We start from the raw sequence: 18,219 nt of genomic DNA, 5'->3' as shown, positions 1-18,219 counted from the left end.
AGCCTGCCATCCTCATCGCGATACTCCGAATTCCTCGATCAGTTGGTTGACTCGGGCGCGTTGGCGGGCTGATCCCGTGCGATTGGCCAGCAGCCGTGCCTGCCGTAAGTGGTTCACCGCCTCGTCCTGTTCCTCTCGGGCGAGGTGTGCCTGGGCGAGATCGCAGTGCAGGCCGGCGGTCGCTCTGGTGAAGGTGGCGTCCATGGTGGCGAGAGCGCCGTACAGGTCACTCATCGCGGCGTCGTCTCCAAGGCGGGCGAGGATGTTGCCGCGCCACCGGGCCAGGTGGCTGTCGTTGAGGAAGATGCTCAACATGTCGGGGTCGCGGTCCGACGTTCCAGCTGGGAGAGAGGCCGCTGCCAGGTCCAGGGACCGTCGGCAGGCGTCTGCCTGGCGTGCCTGGGCAAGGAGTTCGGCCTCGGCGGCGTACAGCCATGCGGCCAGCCGAGCGGAGGCCTTGGTGCCAACGGAGCGGTGCGCCTCCTGAACGAGCTGTACGGCGAGTTCGGTCTTCCCGGCGGCCGACAACACGTACGCCTGCTCGGCCATGGCGTGCGCCAGGTACATCGGCTCCTTTGCCTCGGCTGCGGCCCGCTTGCCCAGCTCGTAGTGACGCCAAGCTCGTTCAGTTGCACCGACGTCGAGCGCCTGCCACGCCGCCAACGTGGCTGCCCCGGCGAGCGCCAGGGCGATGGGTCCCCTGGTGGTGGGCAACACGGCGAAGGTCAGCGATTCTTCCAGGGCTGTCAGGTGTGCCTGCATCTGGTCGACCAGCGCGGCCGCCCCCATCTGGCGGTCCACCGTGCGCAGGAGCTCGGTCTGGGCCATGAAGGTCTTCACCATGCCAAGGCTGAGGCTGTGGGCCGCCTCGATGCGGCTGACCAGTTCGTCATAGCCGGCAACGGTCAGTGCCTGGTCACCTGTCGCGTGGCCGCCGAGGAGCTCTCGGTTGGTGAGCCCGAGCAGCGTGCGAAGCAATGAGGCGTACAGGGGGCCGATCGGTCGGCGGCCGTTCTCCCATTCCGAGACGTAGACGCGCAGGCTCGCGGTCGAGGCGATGTCGAGGAGGTGCTGCCGGGCGTGCCGCTCCATCTCGTGGACAAGCCGCTCTTGTGACCAGCCCCGCTCCTTTCGCGCCTGCCGCAACTGAGCTGACATATCCCTCGGCCCCATCCCGTGATCGTGGCAACTGATGCGTCCTGACCGTGTTGCCACAGGTCAGAGAGGGTTAACTCGTAGACGTTAACGGCGGTTGGCTACTGATCTGGCGTTACGTCAACTTTCATTGTTCTCAGGCTAATCACCGAGCCGGTTGTCGATCCGAGGTTTCGATCGATCGGAGCTTCATCGGCTCCGGCGGACCGGCTCGGGGCTGCCGCCGAGGTCTGAAAGGGCGCCATGGCGCCAATCCACACTTCGATCTGGCCGTGCTGAGGAGTCCCCGGCCGGGTGGATCGGCGGCGTCGATCGGGCATCCCCTGCGGCCGGAGCAGTCGATGGATCCAGAGCCAGTGCCCGAGGCGTAGGGGACGGTTCACCTCAGACCTCCGCCCGGAGTCGGGCGGAGCCGAGAAGGAAGGAGCGCCACGTGGACGACACCACGAAGAATCCGCCGACGAAGACGAGCAGGCTGCTGGTCGCGGTCGAGGAGTTGATCGCTGTCCAGGACAGGTACGACAGCCTCCGCTCCGACAACGCCGGATCGTCCGGCGACGCGCCGTGGCCCGGTGGTGACGGCAACCTGACCGACGTCGCGTAGGACCCGGTCATCCCCAGGGGCGGGAACTCGTGCACCCGCGCGAGTTCCCGCCCCGCTCCAGCACACTCCTACGGAGGTAGCAGTGGAACACCGACTGGTCACCGCCATCGAGACGGCCCTGGGCTGGCGCAGTTCCGAGCCGCTCGGCACCGGCTTCGTGCTCGGGCGGATCGAGGACGACGCGCTCCTGTCGCGCATCCTCACCCCGAACAAGCTGCTCGACATCGCGATGCGTCGCAGCCTCAACCGGCCGCAGTTCCGAGCGTTTCAGAAGGGCGAGGAAGTCCACCCGGCCGTGTACTTCACCGACACCGTGAGCCCGCGCGGGCAGTCCGTCCCGATGGCCAACATGCACCGTCTCGGCGACCTGCTCCGCCAGGGGGCGACGCTCATCATGGACCAGGTCAACGTCTTCGACCCCACCATGGAGATCACCTGCCGAGCCTTGCAGTGGTGGGCGCACGAGCGCGTGCAGGTGAACGCATACCTCACCACCAACGACGCCGCCGGGTTCCCGCTGCACTGGGACGACCATGACGTGATCATCGTCCAGCTTTCGGGAGAGAAGGACTGGGAGGTTCGAGCTACCTCCCGCACCGCCCCTATGTACCGGGACGCGGATTCCAACAGCACGCCCAGTGAAACCGTGATCTTCAACGGCACGCTCCAGGCCGGCGACGTCATGCACATTCCGCGCGGCCACTGGCACCAGGCCACTCGTACCGGAAGCGGAGCCGGTCACAGCCTCCACGTCACCTTCGGCATCACCAAGCGCACCGGCGCTTCCTGGATGGCCTGGCTGGCCGACTGGTGCCGCGAGCAGGAGGTCTTTCGTATTGACCTCGACCGGAGGGGCGCTGGTAGTTCGGTTCTGGTGGAAGCCGCCACCCGCCTCGTCGGCCAGCGTGGTCCGGAGGAGTTTCTCACCGCCTACGGGCAGCAGACCACCCCCGGGCGCCACGTGCCCTTCCTCGGCATCTTCGGCCCGCCTCGTGCCGTGGTGTGCACCACCCACTTCCCGCCCCGGATCGAGGAGAACGGGGACACCGTGGATGTCACGGCGGCCGGGAAGAAGCTCACCGTCGCAGCCAAGGCCCTCCCTGCCCTGTGGCTGCTGCTCAGTGGCCGGCCGGTCCTGCTGGAACAGGCGGCGGCGACCGTCGGAGACGAGATCCACGAGGTTGCCGAGATCCTGATCAAGGAGGACCTGTGCGCACCGCTGACCGACGAGCTGTCCTCGGGCTACACCGGTCTCGTCACCAACGCGACCTCCTGAGCGGCGCCCTGGACCTCGGCGTCACCACGATCGACACGGCCTCGAACTACCTTGGCCATTGCTCCCACCGGACCCTCGCGGCAGTCGCCGGCGACCTGCTCCCGAAGTTCTCGATCTCGACCAAGGTCGGATACTTCGAGGACGGGCACAGCCTCCTCCCGGTACGGCTTCGTCGCGCTGTCGAGAAGGCGGTGAAGGATCTCGGCCGCGAACCGGACACGGTCCTCCTGCACAATCCGGAGCATTCCGCCCCGACCGCCGAGGCTTTGACGCACGCGTGCACGGTCCTGGCTGAGGCGGCAGGGACCGGGCTGTGCGGGCGCTGGGGGATCTCCACGTGGGACCCGCGCCCGCTGGTCGGCCTCGACGTACCCCGACCGGACGCCTTGATGGTCCGATCCGGCCTTCTGGTCGGCAACAGCGTCCTCGACGCCGCCGAGGCACTGGTGACCGGGTGGCGACCGGTTGCGGTGTGGGGCATGAGCCCGTTCGGCGGCAGCACGACCGCACCCATATGGGCAAGGGTGGATCCGAGGACGTTCCTACGGGTACCAGCTGCCACGGCGGTGCAGGCAGCATTCCGGGTCGCCTTCGTGCTCCCCAGAGTGGACGCGGTGGCGGTGGGCACCGACGATGTCGTGCACCTACGGGAACTGCTCGGTGGCCTCGCGTACGAGATCGACACCGAGGTGCTCCGGTCGTACCGGCAGCTCCTGTGTCAGTCCGCCTGAAGCTCCTTCACCACCCGCTCCGCCACCGCTCGGGCGGCCTCACGGCGGGGGTCCTCCGGATGCGCGTGTGGGCCGAGGATCTTCGCCGCGACGAACAAGGTCATCAGCTTGCCGTCCCGGCTCGCGAAGTCGCCGCTCCGCTCGACGCGGACGCGATCGGCCAGCTCCGGTACGGCAAGCGATGCCGCCCACAGCGTGGCAGCGTCCAGACCGCGTGGGGCCATGCCCCAGTCTTCCCAGTCGAAGACACAGAACTCGGGTGCTGTCACGTTCGCCCAGTTCAGATCCGCGTGCGCCGGACACCACTCGCGCACCGTGGCATCGACACCCGGAAACACCCGGCGAATCGTCCGAGTCACCAGCTCCTGGGTGATCGTCTCCGTGTCCGGCGTGGCGATCCGGTTCGTCCGCTGACCGGCGAGCGCATCGAGAGATGCGCTCAGCTCCGACCACCATCGGGGCGGCAGCCTGGGTTCCTCGGCCACCACTGCGGATCCTGCTGGGGTGGAAGGCAGCAGTTCGGTCTCATCGGCCCGCCACATCACCGGCTCGGCCTCGTCCCGCCAGGCGACGCCGGCGAGCCACGCGGGCTTCGCGATCCCCCGCAAGGCCTCAGCGGAGGGAGTGCCGTCCCCGCCCTGGACGCCGATCCGGTCGAGCCCTCGTCGCTCGATGCGCACCCACGTGCCACGCCCCGTGCGGGCTCCCACGGATCGGCGTTTGCGGACCACCGTCGCCCTGTCGAGCTGCATCCCCAAGGCCGTCTCGACACGTACCAGCACCTCGTCCACCGGTGCCCGGCGCAGATCCGTCATGGGACAACGGTAGCGATGCCCGGCGGAGTTGGAGCCGCTCTCCGAAGGGCGAACCTCGCCATCGCACAGACCGGCCCCGGCGCCCTCGTGGGCCACCAGGCGATCAGGCGGGCGCAGGAAGTCGGCTCAGCCGACTTCCTGCGCGTGCAGGTGCTTTCTAAGCGCCAGTGACCAGGCTCCGGCGCTCGGTGGCGTGGGCTTCGCTCACCTCTCGCCCAACGATCGGCGCAGGAAGGCCAGTTCGTGCAGTAGCAGGTTCTCCGCCACCGCCTCGTCGGTCGGCCGGTGTCCGGTGCCGCGCAGCGGCAGGACCTCGTGCGGGCGGCCGGCGGCGAGCAGGGCGGCGGAGAGCCGCAGGGTGTGGACGGGGAAGACGTTGTCATCCGTCAGGCCCTGAATCAGCAGAAGGGGGCGGCTCAGCTTCGGCGCCTCGTTGACGAGGTCGCAGGAGTCGTAGTGCTCGGGGTGCTCGTCGGGGTGGCCGAGGAACTTCTCCTGCCAGTGGGTGTCGTACAGCCGGTGGTCGGTCGGCGCGGCCCCGGCGGAGGCGGCGTGGAAGACGTCCGGGCGGCGCAGCACCGCCAGGGCGGCGAGGAAGCCGCCGTAGGACCAGCCCCGGATGGCGACCCGGTGCAGATCGAGCAGCCCCGGCCGCAGCCGGGCGGCTTCCTGCAGGCCCTCGATCTGGTCCTCCAGCGCAGGCCCGGCCTTGTCGCCCCAGACCGCCTTGTCCCAGCGCGGCCCGCGCCCCGGGGTGCCGCGGCCGTCCACCACCAGCACCGCGAAGCCCTGGTCGGCGAACCACTGGGAGACCTGCTCGTACCAGGCGCCGCCGGTGGTGACCTTCTGCATGGCCGGCCCCGCGTACGGGTCGAGCAGCACGGGCAGCGGGCCGTCGCCCGGCCGGTGGTCGGTGGGCAGGAAGAGGTGGGCGCGCAGTTCGCGCGGGCCGAGGCGGAGCAGCTCGGGCCGGGCGGTGACGACGGGCTGCTCGGCGTACGAGGTGAGCGGGTGGGCCGGACCACCGGGCCGGAGAACGGTTGCGCGGGTGCCCGTGGTGAGGACCAGCGTGCCGCCCCGCTCGGTGCCGCCGTGGACGCCCGGTCCGCTGCTCAACTGCCGTATGCCGGAGCCGGGTTCGTAGGCCCACAGGTGGGTCTCGGTCGGCTCCTCGGAGGCGGTGAACAGCACCCGCTCGCCCTCCGTCCCGAGCACGCCCCGCAGTTGCAGCCCGCCCGGGGTGACCGGTTCGCCGTCGACGGTCAGGTACCGGGTGTCGCCCTCGTCGGCGGTGTCGACCAGCGCCCCGCCCGCCGTCCGCACCGGCAGGCCGGGCAGCAGCTCCACCCAGTGCGGGTCGGTCCGTTCGGCGAGCACCCGGGTCGCGCCGTCCGCCTCGATCGCCAACGTCCGTACGGTGCGCTGGTCGCGGCTCTGCACGGCGGCGTACGGCCCGTGGTCGTCCCAGCTGGCGGCGGTCACATACTCGAAGGCGGCGCGGTCCCAGCGGACCTCCGTACGGGTGCGGCGGCCGTCGAGGCCCAGCAGCCAGAGGGTGACCTCGGCGTTGGCGGTGCCGGCCAGCGGGTAGCGGACGGCGCGCGGGGAGTGTCCCGGCTCGGTGGGGTCGGCCAGGAACCACCGGGCGACGGCACGTTCGTCGACCCGGGCGACCAGCAGCGCGGTGCCGTCGGGGGACCACCAGTACCCGCGGTCGCGGTCCATCTCCCCGGCGGCGACGTACTCGGCGAGGCCGTACGTGACGTCCTCGGCCTCGGGCTCCGCCACTGCGCGGTCGTCCGTGCCGTCCGCGGCGACCGTCCGCAGGGCGCCGTCGCTGACGTAGGCGATCCGGCGGCCGGTCGGGTCGAGCCTTACCTCCCGCGGCTCACGGGCGGTGGCGATCGGGCGGGCCGAACCCGTGGCGGTGTCGGCCAGCCACAGCGTGCCGTCCAGCGCGAAGGCGGCGTACCGGCCGGTGGCGTCGGTGCTGTACGAGTCGATGCCGCTGGTGCTGCTGAGCGCGGTCGGGTCGATGACCAGCCGCTCCTCGCCGGTCGCGGTGTCGAGGGCCCAGAGGCAGGTGACCGGGTCGGTGCCGGTCCAGCTGCGCAGGAACAGCACCGTCGAGCCGTCGGCGGAGGGCTCCGGTCGGGTCGGGACGCCCAGGGTGAAGCGCTGGGTGCGGGCCAGCTGGCGGGGCAGCGAGTCGGCCGCCGGGCCGGGGAGAGTCGTCATGCCGGGACCATAGGCACACCCGGCCCGGCCCCGTCGAGGCAATTACCGACCCCGTCGAGGCAACCCCCGACCCGTCGAGGCAACCCCCGACCCGTCGAGGCAACCACCGACCCCGTCGCGCAGCCCCCGACCCCGTCGCGGCAACCACCGACCCGTCGCGGCAACCCCCGCCCCCGCCGAGGCAGGAGAAACGACCGAGGCCGCCGCGGATCTCAGGAATCCACGGCGGCCCCGGGGCCTCAAGGGCCCGGCCTCATCGGAGCGGCGTCAGTGCACGCCGCCCATGAGCGACTGGACGCGCTTGCGGTAGCTGTAGACCGCGAAGCCCGCGAGGCAGGCGAGGGCGGCCTGCATCGCGATGATGCCGGTGCCGTCCAGGTTGACGCCGGCCAGCGACAGGAGGCTGGTGGTGCAGTCACCGGCGGTGACGGCGAGGAACCAGACGCCCATCATCTGGGAGGCGTACTTCTGCGGCGCCATCTTGGTGGTGACCGAGAGGCCGACCGGGGAGAGGCACAGCTCGCCGATGGTCTGGATCATGTAGATCGAGACCAGCCACATCGGGGAGACCTTGGTGCCGTCGCCGGCCATGTGCATCGGGACGATGAAGATGAAGAACGAGGCGCCGATCAGGACCAGGCCCATCGCGAACTTCGTGATGGTGTTGGGCTCCTTGTTGCGGCGGGCCAGCCACAGCCACAGCCAGGCGAAGACCGGCGCGAGCGCCATCACGAACAGCGGGTTCAGCGACTGGTACCAGGTGGACGAGAAGCCGAAGCCGAGGACCGAGTCCGCGGTGTTCTTGTCCGCGAACAGGGACAGGGTGGACCCGCCCTGGTCGTAGATCATCCAGAACGCGGCGGCCGCGACGAAGAACCAGATGTAGGCGGTCATCTTGGACTGCTCGCCGGCGTCCAGCTGCTTGTCGCGCTTGATCCGGACCAGTACGACGACCGGGATGGCCAGACCGGCGATGGTCAGCGGGACGAGCGCCCAGTTCAGGGTGTAGACACCGAGCGCGATGACGGCGGCGTAGAAGACGACGCCCGCCAGGATCACGGCGCCGGCCTTCATCAGCAGGCTCTTGCGCTCCGCGCCCTGCAGCGGGTTGGGGACGACGCTGCTCTTCGGGCTCAGGTGGCGGGTGCCCATGAGGAACTGGGTCAGGCCGAGGCCCATGCCGACCGCGGCCAGCGCGAAGCCCAGGTGCCAGTTGTACTCCTTGCCGACCGTTCCGATGATGAACGGGGCGGCGAAGGCGCCGAGGTTGATGCTCATGTAGAAGACGGTGAAACCACCGTCGCGGCGCGGGTCCTCGGGGCCGTCGTACAGGTGGCCGACCATCGTGGAGATGTTGGCCTTGAGCAGCCCGGAGCCGACCGCGACCAGGAGCAGGCCGACGAAGAACGCCGCCTGGCCCGGAACGGCCAGCGCGAGGTGGCCCGCCATGATCACGAAACCGGCGACGGTGACGGTCTTGCGGGCGCCCCAGACCCGGTCGCCGAACCAGCCGCCCGGGTACGCCATGAGGTAGACCATGGAGACGTAGACGGAGTAGATGGCCGTGGCCATCGTCGCCTTCATCGCGAGGCCGCCGCCCTGGCTGCCGGCTGCCGCGTCGGCACCGCCGGAGACCAGGTAGTAGATCAGCAGGGCGCGCATGCCGTAGTAGGAGAAGCGCTCCCACATCTCGGTCATGAACAGCGTGGCGAGACCTCGGGGGTGCCCGAGGAAGGTCTTGCCGCTGGGGGAGGCCGACGCGAGGTCGGCGGCCCGGGTGGTAGACGCCATGTGTAGTCGTTCCTTGCCTGACAGCGTCCGCCTAGGGGGGTGGCGGCGGACGTGGACCTGAACCACTCTACGTGGCGATATTTGGCGTTATCAGATGACAAACATCGCGAATCACTCTGCTTAATAACAAAGTTGGCAACAGATCTGCCCGATTGATCCATGGTAGGCGGGCGTGTCTTCCTTCGGTTCAAAGATCCAATCGGGGATTCTTCGCCGAACGGCCGGTCGGCAGCGCCCTATTGGCCTCCGAAGGGCCCTTCTATAACGATCACGCTCTGTGAACTACCTCACAGGGGGTACGGGCATACGCGAGACGACTACCATCACCACATGACCTGTGTGCTGCTCGCCGAGGACGATCCGGCGATCTCCGAACCTCTCGCCCGGGCCCTGCGACGCGAGGGCTATGAGGTGCTCGTCCGCGAGGACGGGCCGACCGCACTCGCCGCCGGCCTCACCGAGGAGGTCGACCTCGTCGTCCTCGACCTCGGCCTGCCCGAGATGGACGGCCTCGAGGTCTGCCGCCGCCTGCGCGCCGACGGCAAGAGCTGCCCCGTCCTGGTGCTGACCGCCCGCGCCGACGAAGTGGACACCGTGGTCGGCCTGGACGCCGGCGCCGACGACTACGTGACCAAGCCCTTCCGCCTGGCCGAGCTGCTCGCCCGCGTCCGGGCCCTGCTCCGGCGCGGCAACGTCGACCAGCTCACCACCGGCGCGCACGGGGTGAAGATCGACATCGAGTCCCACCGCGCCTGGCTCGGCGAGGAGGAGCTGACCCTCTCCGCCAAGGAGTTCGAGCTGCTGCGCGTCCTGGTCCGCGACGCCGGCCGGGTGGTCACCCGCGAGGAGATCATGCGGCAGGTCTGGGACACCACCTGGTGGACCTCGACCAAGACCCTGGACATGCACATCTCCTGGCTCCGCAAGAAGCTCGGCGACGACGCGGCCAACCCGCGCTACATCGCCACCGTGCGCGGGGTCGGCTTCCGGTTCGAGAAGAATTAGCCGCGTACGGAGATCGTGGCCGGTTGGCGGCCGGTGCAGTGGAACACCTCGGGGAGCAGCAGCGTGAAACGCAGGATGATCAACTCGCTGCTGGTCGTCGTCCTGGTGGTCGTCGTGGTGTTCTGCGTGCCGCTCGCCCTGGTCGAGAAGCGCAGCATCGTCGACGCGGCCCAGGACCGGGTGGACGCGACCGCCGTCCGGGTGCTCGCCCTGGTCGAGAGCCGGCTCGCCGCCGGTGAGTCGGTCAAGGAGGGGCGGGTCTTCGAGAGCCAGGTCACCGAGGGCAGCTACGTCGAGGTGCAGATCCCCGGCCAGCAGGTGCTCTCGGCCGGTCGGCCGCCCGCCGGGAACCACCTGCTGCGGGCCGCCGAACACGGCACCAGCGGCGAGATCGTCACTGTCGAGCAGTCCCGCGAGGACGTCGACCACGACATCGCCAACAACCTGCTGCTGCTCGGCGTGGTCGCCCTGCTCGCCGTCCAGGCCGCCGTCGCGCTCGCCGTCTGGCAGGCCAAGCGCCTCGCCCGGCCGCTCACCGACCTCGCCGAGACCGCCGAACGGCTCGGCTCCGGCGACCCGCGCCCGCGCAACCGCCGGTACGGGGTGCCCGAACTCGACCGGATCGCCGAGGTGTTGGACACCAGCGCCGAGCGGATCGCCCGGATGCTCACCGCCGAACGCCGGCTCGCCGCCGACGCCTCGCACCAGCTGCGCACCCCGCTCACCGCGCTGTCGATGCGGCTGGAGGAGATCACCGCCCTCGCCGAGGAGCCGGAGACCGTCAAGGAGGAGGCGACCATCGCCCTCCAGCAGGTCGAACGGCTCACCGACGTGGTCCAGCGGCTGCTCACCACCCAGCGCGACCCGCGCAGCCCCACCGCCGTCGCCTTCGACCTGGACGAGGTGATCAAGCAGCAGGTGGAGGAGTGGGGCCCGACGCTGCGCGAGCAGGGCCGGGTGCTGTCCCTGGAGGGCCTGCACGGGGTCACCGCGGTCGGCACCCCGGGGACGGTCGCCCAGGTGCTCGCCACCCTGATCGAGAACTCACTGATGCACGGCGCCGGGACGATCACCCTGCGGGTGCGGCCCTCCGGCACCTCGGTGGTGGTCGAGGTGCAGGACCAGGGCGCCGGAGTGCCGGCCGACCTCGGCAACCGGGTGTTCGAGCGGGCCGTCAGCGGCCGCAACTCCACCGGCATCGGCCTGGCCGTCGCCCGCGACCTCGCGGAGGCGGACGGCGGGCGGCTGGAGCTGCTCTCGTTGAAGCCCCCGGTGTTCGCGCTGTTCCTCGGGCGCAGCCACGAGGACTGAGCGGGGCAGGCGCACGGGGACCGGGCGGGGTGCGAGCCCCAGGGTGGGGCAAGGAATGGGCGGGGTCAGTGGGCCCCGTCGAGCCGGACGTCGCGGACCACGTCCAGGTCGGTGAAGGTGGGCGGCGCGTCGCAGAGCGCCACCATCTCGCGGAAGATCCGGTCCGTCTCGGGGAGCTTCGAGTTGCGCATCGCCTCCTCGTAGGAGGGGAACTCCACGATCTCCACCACGTGGCGGGCATCCGAGCGGTCGGTGCCGACGACCGCGTGCGAGGCGGTCCGCCGGCCCTGGGAGGCCTCGACCCAGGTGTCCATGAGCCGGTTGAGGTCGTCGAGCCGGTCGGTCTTGCAGTCGATGATCTGGACGAACGCCATGGCGAGCCTCCTGGGACCCCCTCGGCCTCTCGATCGTCCGCCGGCCGTACTCGCCCTCGGTAACCACTGTCCTCTCGCGGGGGCGGGCCCGGCAAGCGGACCCGGCGAGGGGAGGGGGAGTGGGGTGCCTGCCCGGCTACTCGGCCTTGGCGTAGCGGATCTGCTCGGCGGCCAGCATCAGCTCGGCCTGGGCGGCCAGCTCCTGGCCGCTGGCGCCCTCGGTGGTCGGCTGGACCGGCTCGGGCAGCGCCTTGAAGACCCAGGTGCGGTACGAGACGAAGCGGAACACGGTGGCGATGGCGAGGCCGACGACCTTGGCGCCCATCTTCTCGAAGTTCGAGTCCAGGCCCAGGATGTACTGGGAGAAGCCGAGCACACCGGTCTCGATCAGCATGCCGAAGCCGCTGAACACCAGGAAGAGGGTGATCTCCCGCTTGCGCGAGGCGGCGTCGCGGTCCCGGTACAGCCAGTAGCGGTAGCCGAGGTAGTTGGTGGCGATCGCGATCACCGTCGCGGCGATGTTGGACCGCAGCGAGGCGATGCCCAGGCCGATGTTGCAGACCCAGAAGACGGCGAAGTTGACCACGACCCCGCTCAGGCCGACGATGCCGAACTTCACGACCTCGCCCCTGATCCCACGCACCCTCTGCATGAGTGAGGGGTTCGAAGCTGTGGTCGTCGCCATACCGGGTGGCCTCCATGTACCTGCGGGGAAAAGGGCGTCCCACTGGGCCGGGGACACCCCTTGAGCCCTGCGTGCACGCACATGATCCGACCGCGCGGACGAGGACCTAGCCGTCCAGGCTACCCGCTTCCACCGAACGGCTCAGCCGTCCGGGGGAGGGGTTGACATCTACGCGCGTCCACTACTCACACCCCCACCGCGGCTCCATGGCCCCCCACCGGCCCGGATATCCTGGCGAGGTGACTTCCCCGGGCAATGTGAATTTTCCAGTGGTGGGCATGATCGGTGGCGGGCAGCTGGCCCGCATGGCACACCAGGCGGGCATCCCGCTCGGGGTCAGGTTCAAGCTCCTCGCCGACACCCCCCAGGACTCCGCCGCACAGGTGGTCTCCGACGTCGTCCTCGGTGACTACCGGGACCTCGACACCCTGCGCCGCTTCGCGGCCGGGTGTGACGTGATCACCTTCGACCACGAGCACGTCCCCACCGAGCACCTGCGGGCCCTGGAGGCCGACGGCATCGCCGTCCGCCCCGGCCCGGAGGCGCTGGTCAACGCCCAGGACAAGGGCGTGATGCGGGCCAAGCTCGACTCCATCGGGGTGCCCTGCCCCCGGCACCGGATCGTCGCCGACCCGGCCGACGTCACCGCCTTCGCGAACGAGCTCAAGGCGGACCAGGGCGAAGCCCTGTCGGCCGAGGGTGGGGGTGGGCGACGGGCGGGCGGGTACCCCGTCGTGCTCAAGACCGTGCGCGGCGGCTACGACGGCAAGGGCGTCTGGGTCGTCGGCGACGAGCAGGAGGCCCAGGCGCCGTTCCTGGCCGGCGTCCCCGTGCTGGCCGAGGAGAAGGTCGACTTCGTCCGCGAGCTGGCCGCCAACGTGGTCCGCTCGCCCAGCGGCCAGGCCGTCGCCTACCCGGTCGTCGAGAGCGTCCAGGAGAACGGCGTCTGCGCCGAGGTCACCGCCCCCGCGCCGGACCTCGACCCCGCCCTGTCCGACGAGGCCCAGCAGCTCGCCCTGCGGATCGCCGGCGACCTCGGCATCGTCGGCCACCTCGCCGTCGAGCTGTTCCAGACCCGGGACGGCCGGATCCTGGTCAACGAGCTGGCCATGCGCCCGCACAACTCCGGGCACTGGACCCAGGACGGCGCGGTCACCTCGCAGTTCGAGAACCACCTGCGGGCCGTCCTCGACCTCCCGCTCGGCGACCCCCGGCCGCGCGCCAAGTGGACCGTCATGGTCAACGTCCTCGGCGGCGAGTACCCGGACATGTACCACGCCTTCCTGCACTGCATGGCCCGCGACCCCGGGCTGCGGATCCACATGTACGGGAAGGACGTGAAGCCCGGCCGCAAGGTCGGCCACGTCAACGTCTTCGGGGACGACCTCGACGACGTCCGCGAGCGCGCCCGCCACGCGGCCGCCTACCTGCGAGGAACGATCACCGAATGACCTCCACCGCTACGAGCCCCGTCGTCGGCATCGTGATGGGCTCGGACTCCGACTGGCCGGTCATGGAGGCCGCCGCCCAGGCCCTGGACGAGTTCGAGATCCCGTACGAGGTGGACGTCGTCTCCGCCCACCGGATGCCCCGCGAGATGGTCGCCTACGGCGAGCAGGCCCACCGGCGCGGCCTCAAGGCGATCATCGCCGGTGCCGGCGGCGCGGCCCACCTGCCGGGCATGCTGGCCTCCGTCACCCCGCTGCCGGTCATCGGCGTGCCGGTGCCGCTGCGCTACCTGGACGGCATGGACAGCCTGCTGTCGATCGTCCAGATGCCGGCCGGCGTGCCGGTCGCGACCGTCTCGGTGGCCGGCGCGCGCAACGCGGGCCTGCTCGCGGTGCGGATGCTCGCCGCCTTCGACCCGGAACTCACCGAGCGGATGGCCGAGTTCCAGGCCGAGCTGAACAGCCAGGCCACCGAGAAGGGCAAGAAGCTCCGCGCCAAGGTGGCCGGCTCGCCGTCCTTCGGCTTCGGCAAGTAAGCGCCCCGGTGGGGGTGGGGTAGAACAGCCGGTATGACTTCGGACTCCCTCACCCCCCAGGACCGCTCTGACCTTTCGGAGCGCTCGGACGGCCCGGACCTTTCGGAGCGCGCCGACCTTTCGGAGCGCCTGGACCGCGCCCGCGCCCTGCTGCGCACCGCCCCCGTGGTGGACGGCCACAACGACCTCCCCTGGGCGATGCGCGAGCAGGCCGGGTACGACCTCGGCGCGCTCGACCTCGCCGCCGACCAGAGCGACCGCCTGCACACCGACCTCGCCCGCCTCGCCGAGGGCGGGGTCGGCGCGCAGTTCTGGTCCGTCTACGTGCCCGCCTCGCTGGCCGGCGACCACGCCGTCAGCGCCACCCTGGAGCAGGTCGACTTCGTCCACGCCCTGGTCGAGCGCTACCCGGACCGGCTGCGCCTGGCCCGCACCGCCGCCGACATGGAGGCCGCCCGCGCCGAGGGCCGGATCGCCTCGCTGATGGGCGCCGAGGGCGGCCACTCGATCGACTGCTCGCTCGCCACCCTGCGCGCCCTGTACGAACTCGGCGTGCGCTACCTGACGCTCACCCACAACGACAACGTGCCGTGGGCCGACTCCGCGACCGACAAGCCGGTGGCCGGCGGGCTGACGAAGTTCGGCGAGGAGGTCGTCCGGGAGATGAACCGGCTCGGCATGCTGGTCGACCTCTCGCACGTCTCCGCCGACACCATGCGGGACGCCCTGCGGGTCACCGAGGCGCCGGTGATCTTCTCGCACTCCTCCTCGCGCGCGGTCTGCGAGCACCCCCGCAACATCCCGGACGACGTGCTGGCCCAGCTGCCCGCCAACGGCGGCGTCGCGATGGCCACCTTCGTCCCGAAGTTCATCCTCCCCGCCGCCATCGAGTGGACCCTGGCCGCCGACGAGAACCTGCGCGCCCACGGCTTCCACCCGCTGGACACCACCCCGCCCGCGATGGAGCGCCAGCGCGCCTTCGAGGCCGCCAACCCGCGCCCGATCGCCACCCCGTCGACCGTCGCCGACCACCTCGACCACATGCGCGAGGTCGCGGGCATCGACCACATCGGCATCGGCGGCGACTTCGACGGCACCGCCTTCCTGCCCGACGGCCTCGACTCGGTGGCCGGCTACCCCAACCTGGTCGCCGAACTCCTCGGCCGCCACTGGTCGGAGGCCGACCTCGCCAAGCTCACCTGGCACAACGCCGTCCGCGCTCTGCGCGACGCCGAGTCCGTCGCCGCCACCCTGCGCACCAGCCGCCGGCCCTCCATCGCAACCATCGCCCAGCTCGACGGCTGACCCCGGAGCCCTAATCCAGCAGCGGGATCTCGATGGCCGGGCACTTGTCCATCACCATCGAGACCCCCGCGGCCCGGGTCCGGTCGTACGCGGCCTCGTCGACGACCCCGAGCTGGAACCAGACCGCCCTCGCCCCGACCGCCACCGCCTGGTCGGCCACCTCCCCGGCCAGCGCGCTGTTGACGAACACGTCCACCACGTCGACCGGGAACGGGATCTCGGCGAGCGAGGCGTACCCGGGCTCGCCGAGGACGGTCTCGGCCTTCGGGTGCACCGGGACGATCCGCTTGCCGTACTTCTGCAGCACCCGGGCCACCCCGTACGCGGCCCGGGCGGTGTTGTTGGACAGCCCGACCACGGCCCAGGTGTCCCCGGTGCCGGTGAGGATCTCGCGGACGGTTGCTTCATCGCCGTAGTTCGTCATGCCGGTGCCAACCACGGCCGCGGCCGGAGGATTCCGGCGCGGCTCGGGTGTCAGCTGGGGCGGCCCAGGGCGCGGTAGGTCCAGCCGGCGGCGCGCCAGGCGTCGGCGTCGAGGACGTTGCGGCCGTCGAGCAGCCGGCGCTCGGCGACCACGGCGCCGAGCTCGGCCGGGTCGAGCTCGCGGAACTCGGCCCACTCGGTGAGGTGGAGGACGACGTGGGCGCCCTCGGCGGCCTCCAGGGCGGAGTCGGCGTAGGCCAGGGAGGGGAACATCTTGCGGGCGTTCTCCACGGCCTTCGGGTCGTAGACGGTGACCTGGGCGCCCTGGAGCTGGATCTGGGCGGCCACGTTGAGTGCGGGGGAGTCCCGGATGTCGTCCGAGTTGGGCTTGAAGGCGGCGCCGAGGACGGCGACCCGGCGGCCCAGGAAGCCGCCGCCGCACTGCTCGCGGGCCAGCTCGACCATCCGCGAGCGGCGCCGCATGTTGATCGAGTCGACCTCGCGCAGGAAGGTCAGCGCCTGGTCGGCGCCGAGCTCGCCGGCCCGGGCCATGAAGGCGCGGATGTCCTTGGGCAGGCAGCCGCCGCCGAAGCCGAGGCCGGAGTTGAGGAACTTGCGGCCGATCCGCTCGTCGTGCCCGAGCGCGGTGGAGAGCAGCGTGACGTCGGCGCCGGCAGCCTCGCAGACCTCGGCCATCGCGTTGATGAAGGAGATCTTGGTGGCCAGGAAGGAGTTGGCGGCGGCCTTCACCAGCTCGGCGGTCGCGTAGTCGGTGACCAGGAACGGCACCCCGGCCGCGATCGGCTCCGCGTACACCTCGCGCAGCAGCCGCTCGGCCCGCTCGCTCTGGGCGCCCACCACGATCCGGTCCGGCCGCAGGGTGTCCTGGACGGCGAAGCCCTCGCGCAGGAACTCGGGGTTCCAGGCGAGTTCGGCGTCCGTGCCGACCGGCGCCAGCGCGGCCAGCCGCTCGGCCAGCCGGGCCGCCGAGCCGACCGGGACGGTGGACTTGCCGACCACCAGGGCCGGGCGGGTCAGGTGCGGGGCGAGCTCGTCGATCACGGTGTCCACGTACGACATGTCGGCGGCGAACTCGCCCTTGCGCTGCGGGGTGTTGACGCAGACGAAGTGGACGTCCGCGAACTCCGCGGCCTCCTTGGCGGAGGTGGTGAAGCGCAGCCGCCCGGTCGAGCCCTCGTGCCCGGCCACGTGCTTGAGCAGCAGCTCGGACAGGCCCGGCTCGTACATCGGGACCCGGCCCGCGGTGAGCATCGCGATCTTCTCGGGATCGATGTCCAGACCCAGCACCTCGAAGCCGAACTCGGCCATCGCGGCGGCATGCGTGGCGCCGAGGTAGCCGGTGCCGATCACGGAGATGCGGAGGGTCACGGGGTTCCCCTTGAGTTGCGGGTTCGGCCAGTAGCGGGTGCCCTGATGCTATCCGTCCCGCTCGGGTCGGTACCGATCGCCCGCTCGCCGAGGACGCTAGGCAGCCGCAGGTCGGAGCCCTAGGATCTCTACTGAACGGTAGTTAACCGCGATTCGACTCGGATCCGACGCCGATCGGACAACGGTCTGCGTCGGCCACTGGACGACGAGGCAGGCATCATGGCGGGCAGCGCAGGGGCGGCTGACTTCGATCTCTTCCGTATCTCCGAGGAGCACGAGATGCTCCGTGAGGCGGTGCGTTCGCTGGCCGAGGCGAAGATCGCTCCGTTCGCGGCGGAGGTGGACGAGCAGGGGCGGTTCCCGCAGGAGGCGTTGGACGCGCTGACGGGCAACGATCTGCACGCGGTGCACGTGCCGGAGGAGTTCGGTGGTGCGGGGGCGGACGCGCTGGCGACGGTGATCGTGATCGAGGAGGTCGCGCGGGTGTGCGGCTCGTCGTCGTTGATCCCGGCGGTGAACAAGCTGGGCTCGCTGCCGGTGCAGTTGTCGGGTTCGCAGGAGTTGAAGGCGAAGTACCTGGGGGCGCTGGCGCGGGGTGAGGGGATGTTCTCGTACTGCCTGTCGGAGCCGGAGGCGGGCTCGGACGCGGCGGGGATGAAGACCCGGGCGGTGCGCGACGGGGACTTCTGGGTGCTGAACGGGGTGAAGCGCTGGATCACCAACGCGGGTGTCTCCGAGTTCTACACGGTGATGGCGGTGACGGATCCTTCGTTGCGGTCGAAGGGGATCTCGGCGTTCGTGGTGGAGAAGGGCGATGCGGGGGTGTCGTTCGGGGCGCCGGAGAAGAAGCTGGGGATCAAGGGGTCGCCGACGCGTGAGGTGTACTTCGACAATGTGCGGATCCCGGCGGACCGGATGATCGGTGCGGAGGGTACGGGGTTCGCGACGGCGATGAAGACGCTGGACCACACCCGGGTGACGATCGCGGCGCAGGCGGTCGGCATCGCGCAGGGCGCGCTGGACTACGCGAAGGGTTACGTGCGGGAGCGTAAGCAGTTCGGGAAGGCGATCGCGGAGTTCCAGGGTGTGCAGTTCATGCTGGCGGACATGGCGATGAAGCTGGAGGCCGCGCG

General features: G+C 70.6%; 16 protein-coding genes and 1 pseudogene. 9 read left to right on the top strand and 8 right to left on the bottom strand.

Translation table 11 applies throughout. The features are described 5' to 3' along the window. Nucleotides 1-12: 12 nt before the first annotated feature. Nucleotides 13-1,158 carry an XRE family transcriptional regulator gene (locus tag AB0F71_RS28195; protein ID WP_360239676.1) on the bottom strand — a complete coding sequence of 382 codons (1,146 nt, stop codon included), beginning with the start codon at nucleotides 1,156-1,158 and terminating at the stop codon, nucleotides 13-15. A gap of 430 nt (nucleotides 1,159-1,588) precedes the next feature. Between AB0F71_RS28195 and AB0F71_RS28190 the strand changes: the two genes are divergently transcribed. The 3 genes from AB0F71_RS28190 (at nucleotide 1,589) to AB0F71_RS28180 (ending at nucleotide 3,766) form a co-directional block, all read left to right on the top strand. After that, nucleotides 1,589-1,759: a hypothetical protein gene (locus AB0F71_RS28190; protein ID WP_360239673.1), complete on the top strand. Its 171-nt coding sequence runs from the start codon at nucleotides 1,589-1,591 to the stop codon at nucleotides 1,757-1,759. Nucleotides 1,760-1,841: 82 nt separating this feature from the next. Then, nucleotides 1,842-3,035 carry a cupin domain-containing protein gene (locus AB0F71_RS28185; protein ID WP_360239670.1) on the top strand — a complete coding sequence of 398 codons (1,194 nt, stop codon included), beginning with the start codon at nucleotides 1,842-1,844 and terminating at the stop codon, nucleotides 3,033-3,035. After that, nucleotides 2,969-3,766 (top strand): aldo/keto reductase, encoded by a 798-nt coding sequence (locus AB0F71_RS28180; RefSeq protein ID WP_360239667.1) that lies wholly within the window; start codon nucleotides 2,969-2,971, stop codon nucleotides 3,764-3,766. The genes AB0F71_RS28185 and AB0F71_RS28180 overlap by 67 nt, the downstream gene beginning before the upstream one ends. Here AB0F71_RS28180 and AB0F71_RS28175 read toward each other — a convergent pair. The 3 genes from AB0F71_RS28175 to AB0F71_RS28165 all read right to left on the bottom strand — a co-directional run bounded on the left by AB0F71_RS28175 (nucleotide 3,754) and on the right by AB0F71_RS28165 (nucleotide 8,610). After that, nucleotides 3,754-4,581 (bottom strand): hypothetical protein, encoded by an 828-nt coding sequence (locus AB0F71_RS28175; RefSeq protein WP_360239664.1) that lies wholly within the window; start codon nucleotides 4,579-4,581, stop codon nucleotides 3,754-3,756. The two genes, AB0F71_RS28180 and AB0F71_RS28175, sit on opposite strands and share 13 nt — an antisense overlap. A gap of 204 nt (nucleotides 4,582-4,785) precedes the next feature. Beyond that, nucleotides 4,786-6,819, bottom strand: coding sequence for a prolyl oligopeptidase family serine peptidase (locus tag AB0F71_RS28170; RefSeq protein WP_360239661.1), 2,034 nt, complete (start codon nucleotides 6,817-6,819; stop codon nucleotides 4,786-4,788). Between the two features lie 267 nt (nucleotides 6,820-7,086). Next, nucleotides 7,087-8,610: an oligopeptide:H+ symporter gene (locus AB0F71_RS28165; RefSeq protein ID WP_360239658.1), complete on the bottom strand. Its 1,524-nt coding sequence runs from the start codon at nucleotides 8,608-8,610 to the stop codon at nucleotides 7,087-7,089. A 330-nt stretch (nucleotides 8,611-8,940) separates the two neighbouring features. Here AB0F71_RS28165 and AB0F71_RS28160 point away from each other — a divergent pair, with 330 nt between their 5' ends. Both AB0F71_RS28160 and AB0F71_RS28155 read left to right on the top strand, forming a co-directional pair. Next, nucleotides 8,941-9,615 (top strand): response regulator transcription factor, encoded by a 675-nt coding sequence (locus tag AB0F71_RS28160; RefSeq protein WP_030290974.1) that lies wholly within the window; start codon nucleotides 8,941-8,943, stop codon nucleotides 9,613-9,615. A 63-nt stretch (nucleotides 9,616-9,678) separates the two neighbouring features. Beyond that, nucleotides 9,679-10,926: an ATP-binding protein gene (locus AB0F71_RS28155; RefSeq protein WP_360239655.1), complete on the top strand. Its 1,248-nt coding sequence runs from the start codon at nucleotides 9,679-9,681 to the stop codon at nucleotides 10,924-10,926. A gap of 77 nt (nucleotides 10,927-11,003) precedes the next feature. Here AB0F71_RS28155 and AB0F71_RS28150 read toward each other — a convergent pair. Both AB0F71_RS28150 and AB0F71_RS28145 read right to left on the bottom strand, forming a co-directional pair. Next, a pseudogene (locus AB0F71_RS28150) lies at nucleotides 11,004-11,300 on the bottom strand (ester cyclase); the annotation flags it as partial. Nucleotides 11,301-11,436: 136 nt separating this feature from the next. After that, nucleotides 11,437-11,919 (bottom strand): GtrA family protein, encoded by a 483-nt coding sequence (locus tag AB0F71_RS28145; RefSeq protein WP_360239652.1) that lies wholly within the window; start codon nucleotides 11,917-11,919, stop codon nucleotides 11,437-11,439. Nucleotides 11,920-12,191: 272 nt separating this feature from the next. On the opposite strand from AB0F71_RS28145, the gene AB0F71_RS28140 reads away from it, so the two are divergent. The 3 genes from AB0F71_RS28140 to AB0F71_RS28130 are packed head-to-tail and all read left to right on the top strand — an operon-like array spanning nucleotide 12,192 to nucleotide 15,274. After that, nucleotides 12,192-13,436 (top strand): 5-(carboxyamino)imidazole ribonucleotide synthase, encoded by a 1,245-nt coding sequence (locus AB0F71_RS28140; RefSeq protein ID WP_360239649.1) that lies wholly within the window; start codon nucleotides 12,192-12,194, stop codon nucleotides 13,434-13,436. Further along, nucleotides 13,433-13,969 carry a 5-(carboxyamino)imidazole ribonucleotide mutase gene (gene purE / locus AB0F71_RS28135; RefSeq protein WP_360239646.1) on the top strand — a complete coding sequence of 179 codons (537 nt, stop codon included), beginning with the start codon at nucleotides 13,433-13,435 and terminating at the stop codon, nucleotides 13,967-13,969. The genes AB0F71_RS28140 and purE overlap by 4 nt, the downstream gene beginning before the upstream one ends. Nucleotides 13,970-14,002: 33 nt before the next feature. Continuing rightward, complete coding sequence (locus tag AB0F71_RS28130) at nucleotides 14,003-15,274, top strand: dipeptidase (RefSeq protein ID WP_360239643.1); 1,272 nt, start codon at nucleotides 14,003-14,005, stop codon at nucleotides 15,272-15,274. 10 nt (nucleotides 15,275-15,284) lie between these two features. Here the strand turns inward: AB0F71_RS28130 and AB0F71_RS28125 are convergent, their stop codons facing one another. Together AB0F71_RS28125 and AB0F71_RS28120 are read right to left on the bottom strand one after the other, a co-directional pair. Further along, on the bottom strand, nucleotides 15,285-15,698 hold the full coding sequence (locus tag AB0F71_RS28125) for a CoA-binding protein (protein ID WP_360239640.1): 414 nt from the start codon (nucleotides 15,696-15,698) through the stop codon (nucleotides 15,285-15,287). Nucleotides 15,699-15,748: 50 nt separating this feature from the next. Beyond that, a complete protein-coding gene (locus AB0F71_RS28120; RefSeq protein ID WP_360239637.1) occupies nucleotides 15,749-17,086 on the bottom strand; it encodes a UDP-glucose/GDP-mannose dehydrogenase family protein in 1,338 nt (445 codons plus the stop codon). A 219-nt stretch (nucleotides 17,087-17,305) separates the two neighbouring features. On the opposite strand from AB0F71_RS28120, the gene AB0F71_RS28115 reads away from it, so the two are divergent. After that, nucleotides 17,306-18,219: acyl-CoA dehydrogenase family protein (locus tag AB0F71_RS28115; RefSeq protein ID WP_360239634.1), on the top strand; the 914-nt coding region annotated here is incomplete at its 3' end.

This window comes from Kitasatospora sp. NPDC028055 (assembly GCF_040637885.1).
Taxonomy (GTDB): Bacteria; Actinomycetota; Actinomycetes; order Streptomycetales; family Streptomycetaceae; genus Kitasatospora.
Note: the sequence above shows the minus strand (reverse complement) of the source record. Positions and strands in the feature narration are given on the sequence as shown.

Coding starts and splice junctions, on each gene's coding strand:
- AB0F71_RS28195 (WP_360239676.1), bottom strand. CDS start 1,158: ATGTCAGCTCAGTTGCGGCAGGCGCGAAAGGAGCGGGGCTGGTCACAA.
- AB0F71_RS28175 (WP_360239664.1), bottom strand. CDS start 4,581: ATGACGGATCTGCGCCGGGCACCGGTGGACGAGGTGCTGGTACGTGTC.
- AB0F71_RS28170 (WP_360239661.1), bottom strand. CDS start 6,819: ATGACGACTCTCCCCGGCCCGGCGGCCGACTCGCTGCCCCGCCAGCTG.
- AB0F71_RS28165 (WP_360239658.1), bottom strand. CDS start 8,610: ATGGCGTCTACCACCCGGGCCGCCGACCTCGCGTCGGCCTCCCCCAGC.
- AB0F71_RS28160 (WP_030290974.1), top strand. CDS start 8,941: ATGACCTGTGTGCTGCTCGCCGAGGACGATCCGGCGATCTCCGAACCT.
- AB0F71_RS28140 (WP_360239649.1), top strand. CDS start 12,192: ATGGCCCCCCACCGGCCCGGATATCCTGGCGAGGTGACTTCCCCGGGC.
- purE (WP_360239646.1), top strand. CDS start 13,433: ATGACCTCCACCGCTACGAGCCCCGTCGTCGGCATCGTGATGGGCTCG.
- AB0F71_RS28130 (WP_360239643.1), top strand. CDS start 14,003: ATGACTTCGGACTCCCTCACCCCCCAGGACCGCTCTGACCTTTCGGAG.
- AB0F71_RS28125 (WP_360239640.1), bottom strand. CDS start 15,698: ATGACGAACTACGGCGATGAAGCAACCGTCCGCGAGATCCTCACCGGC.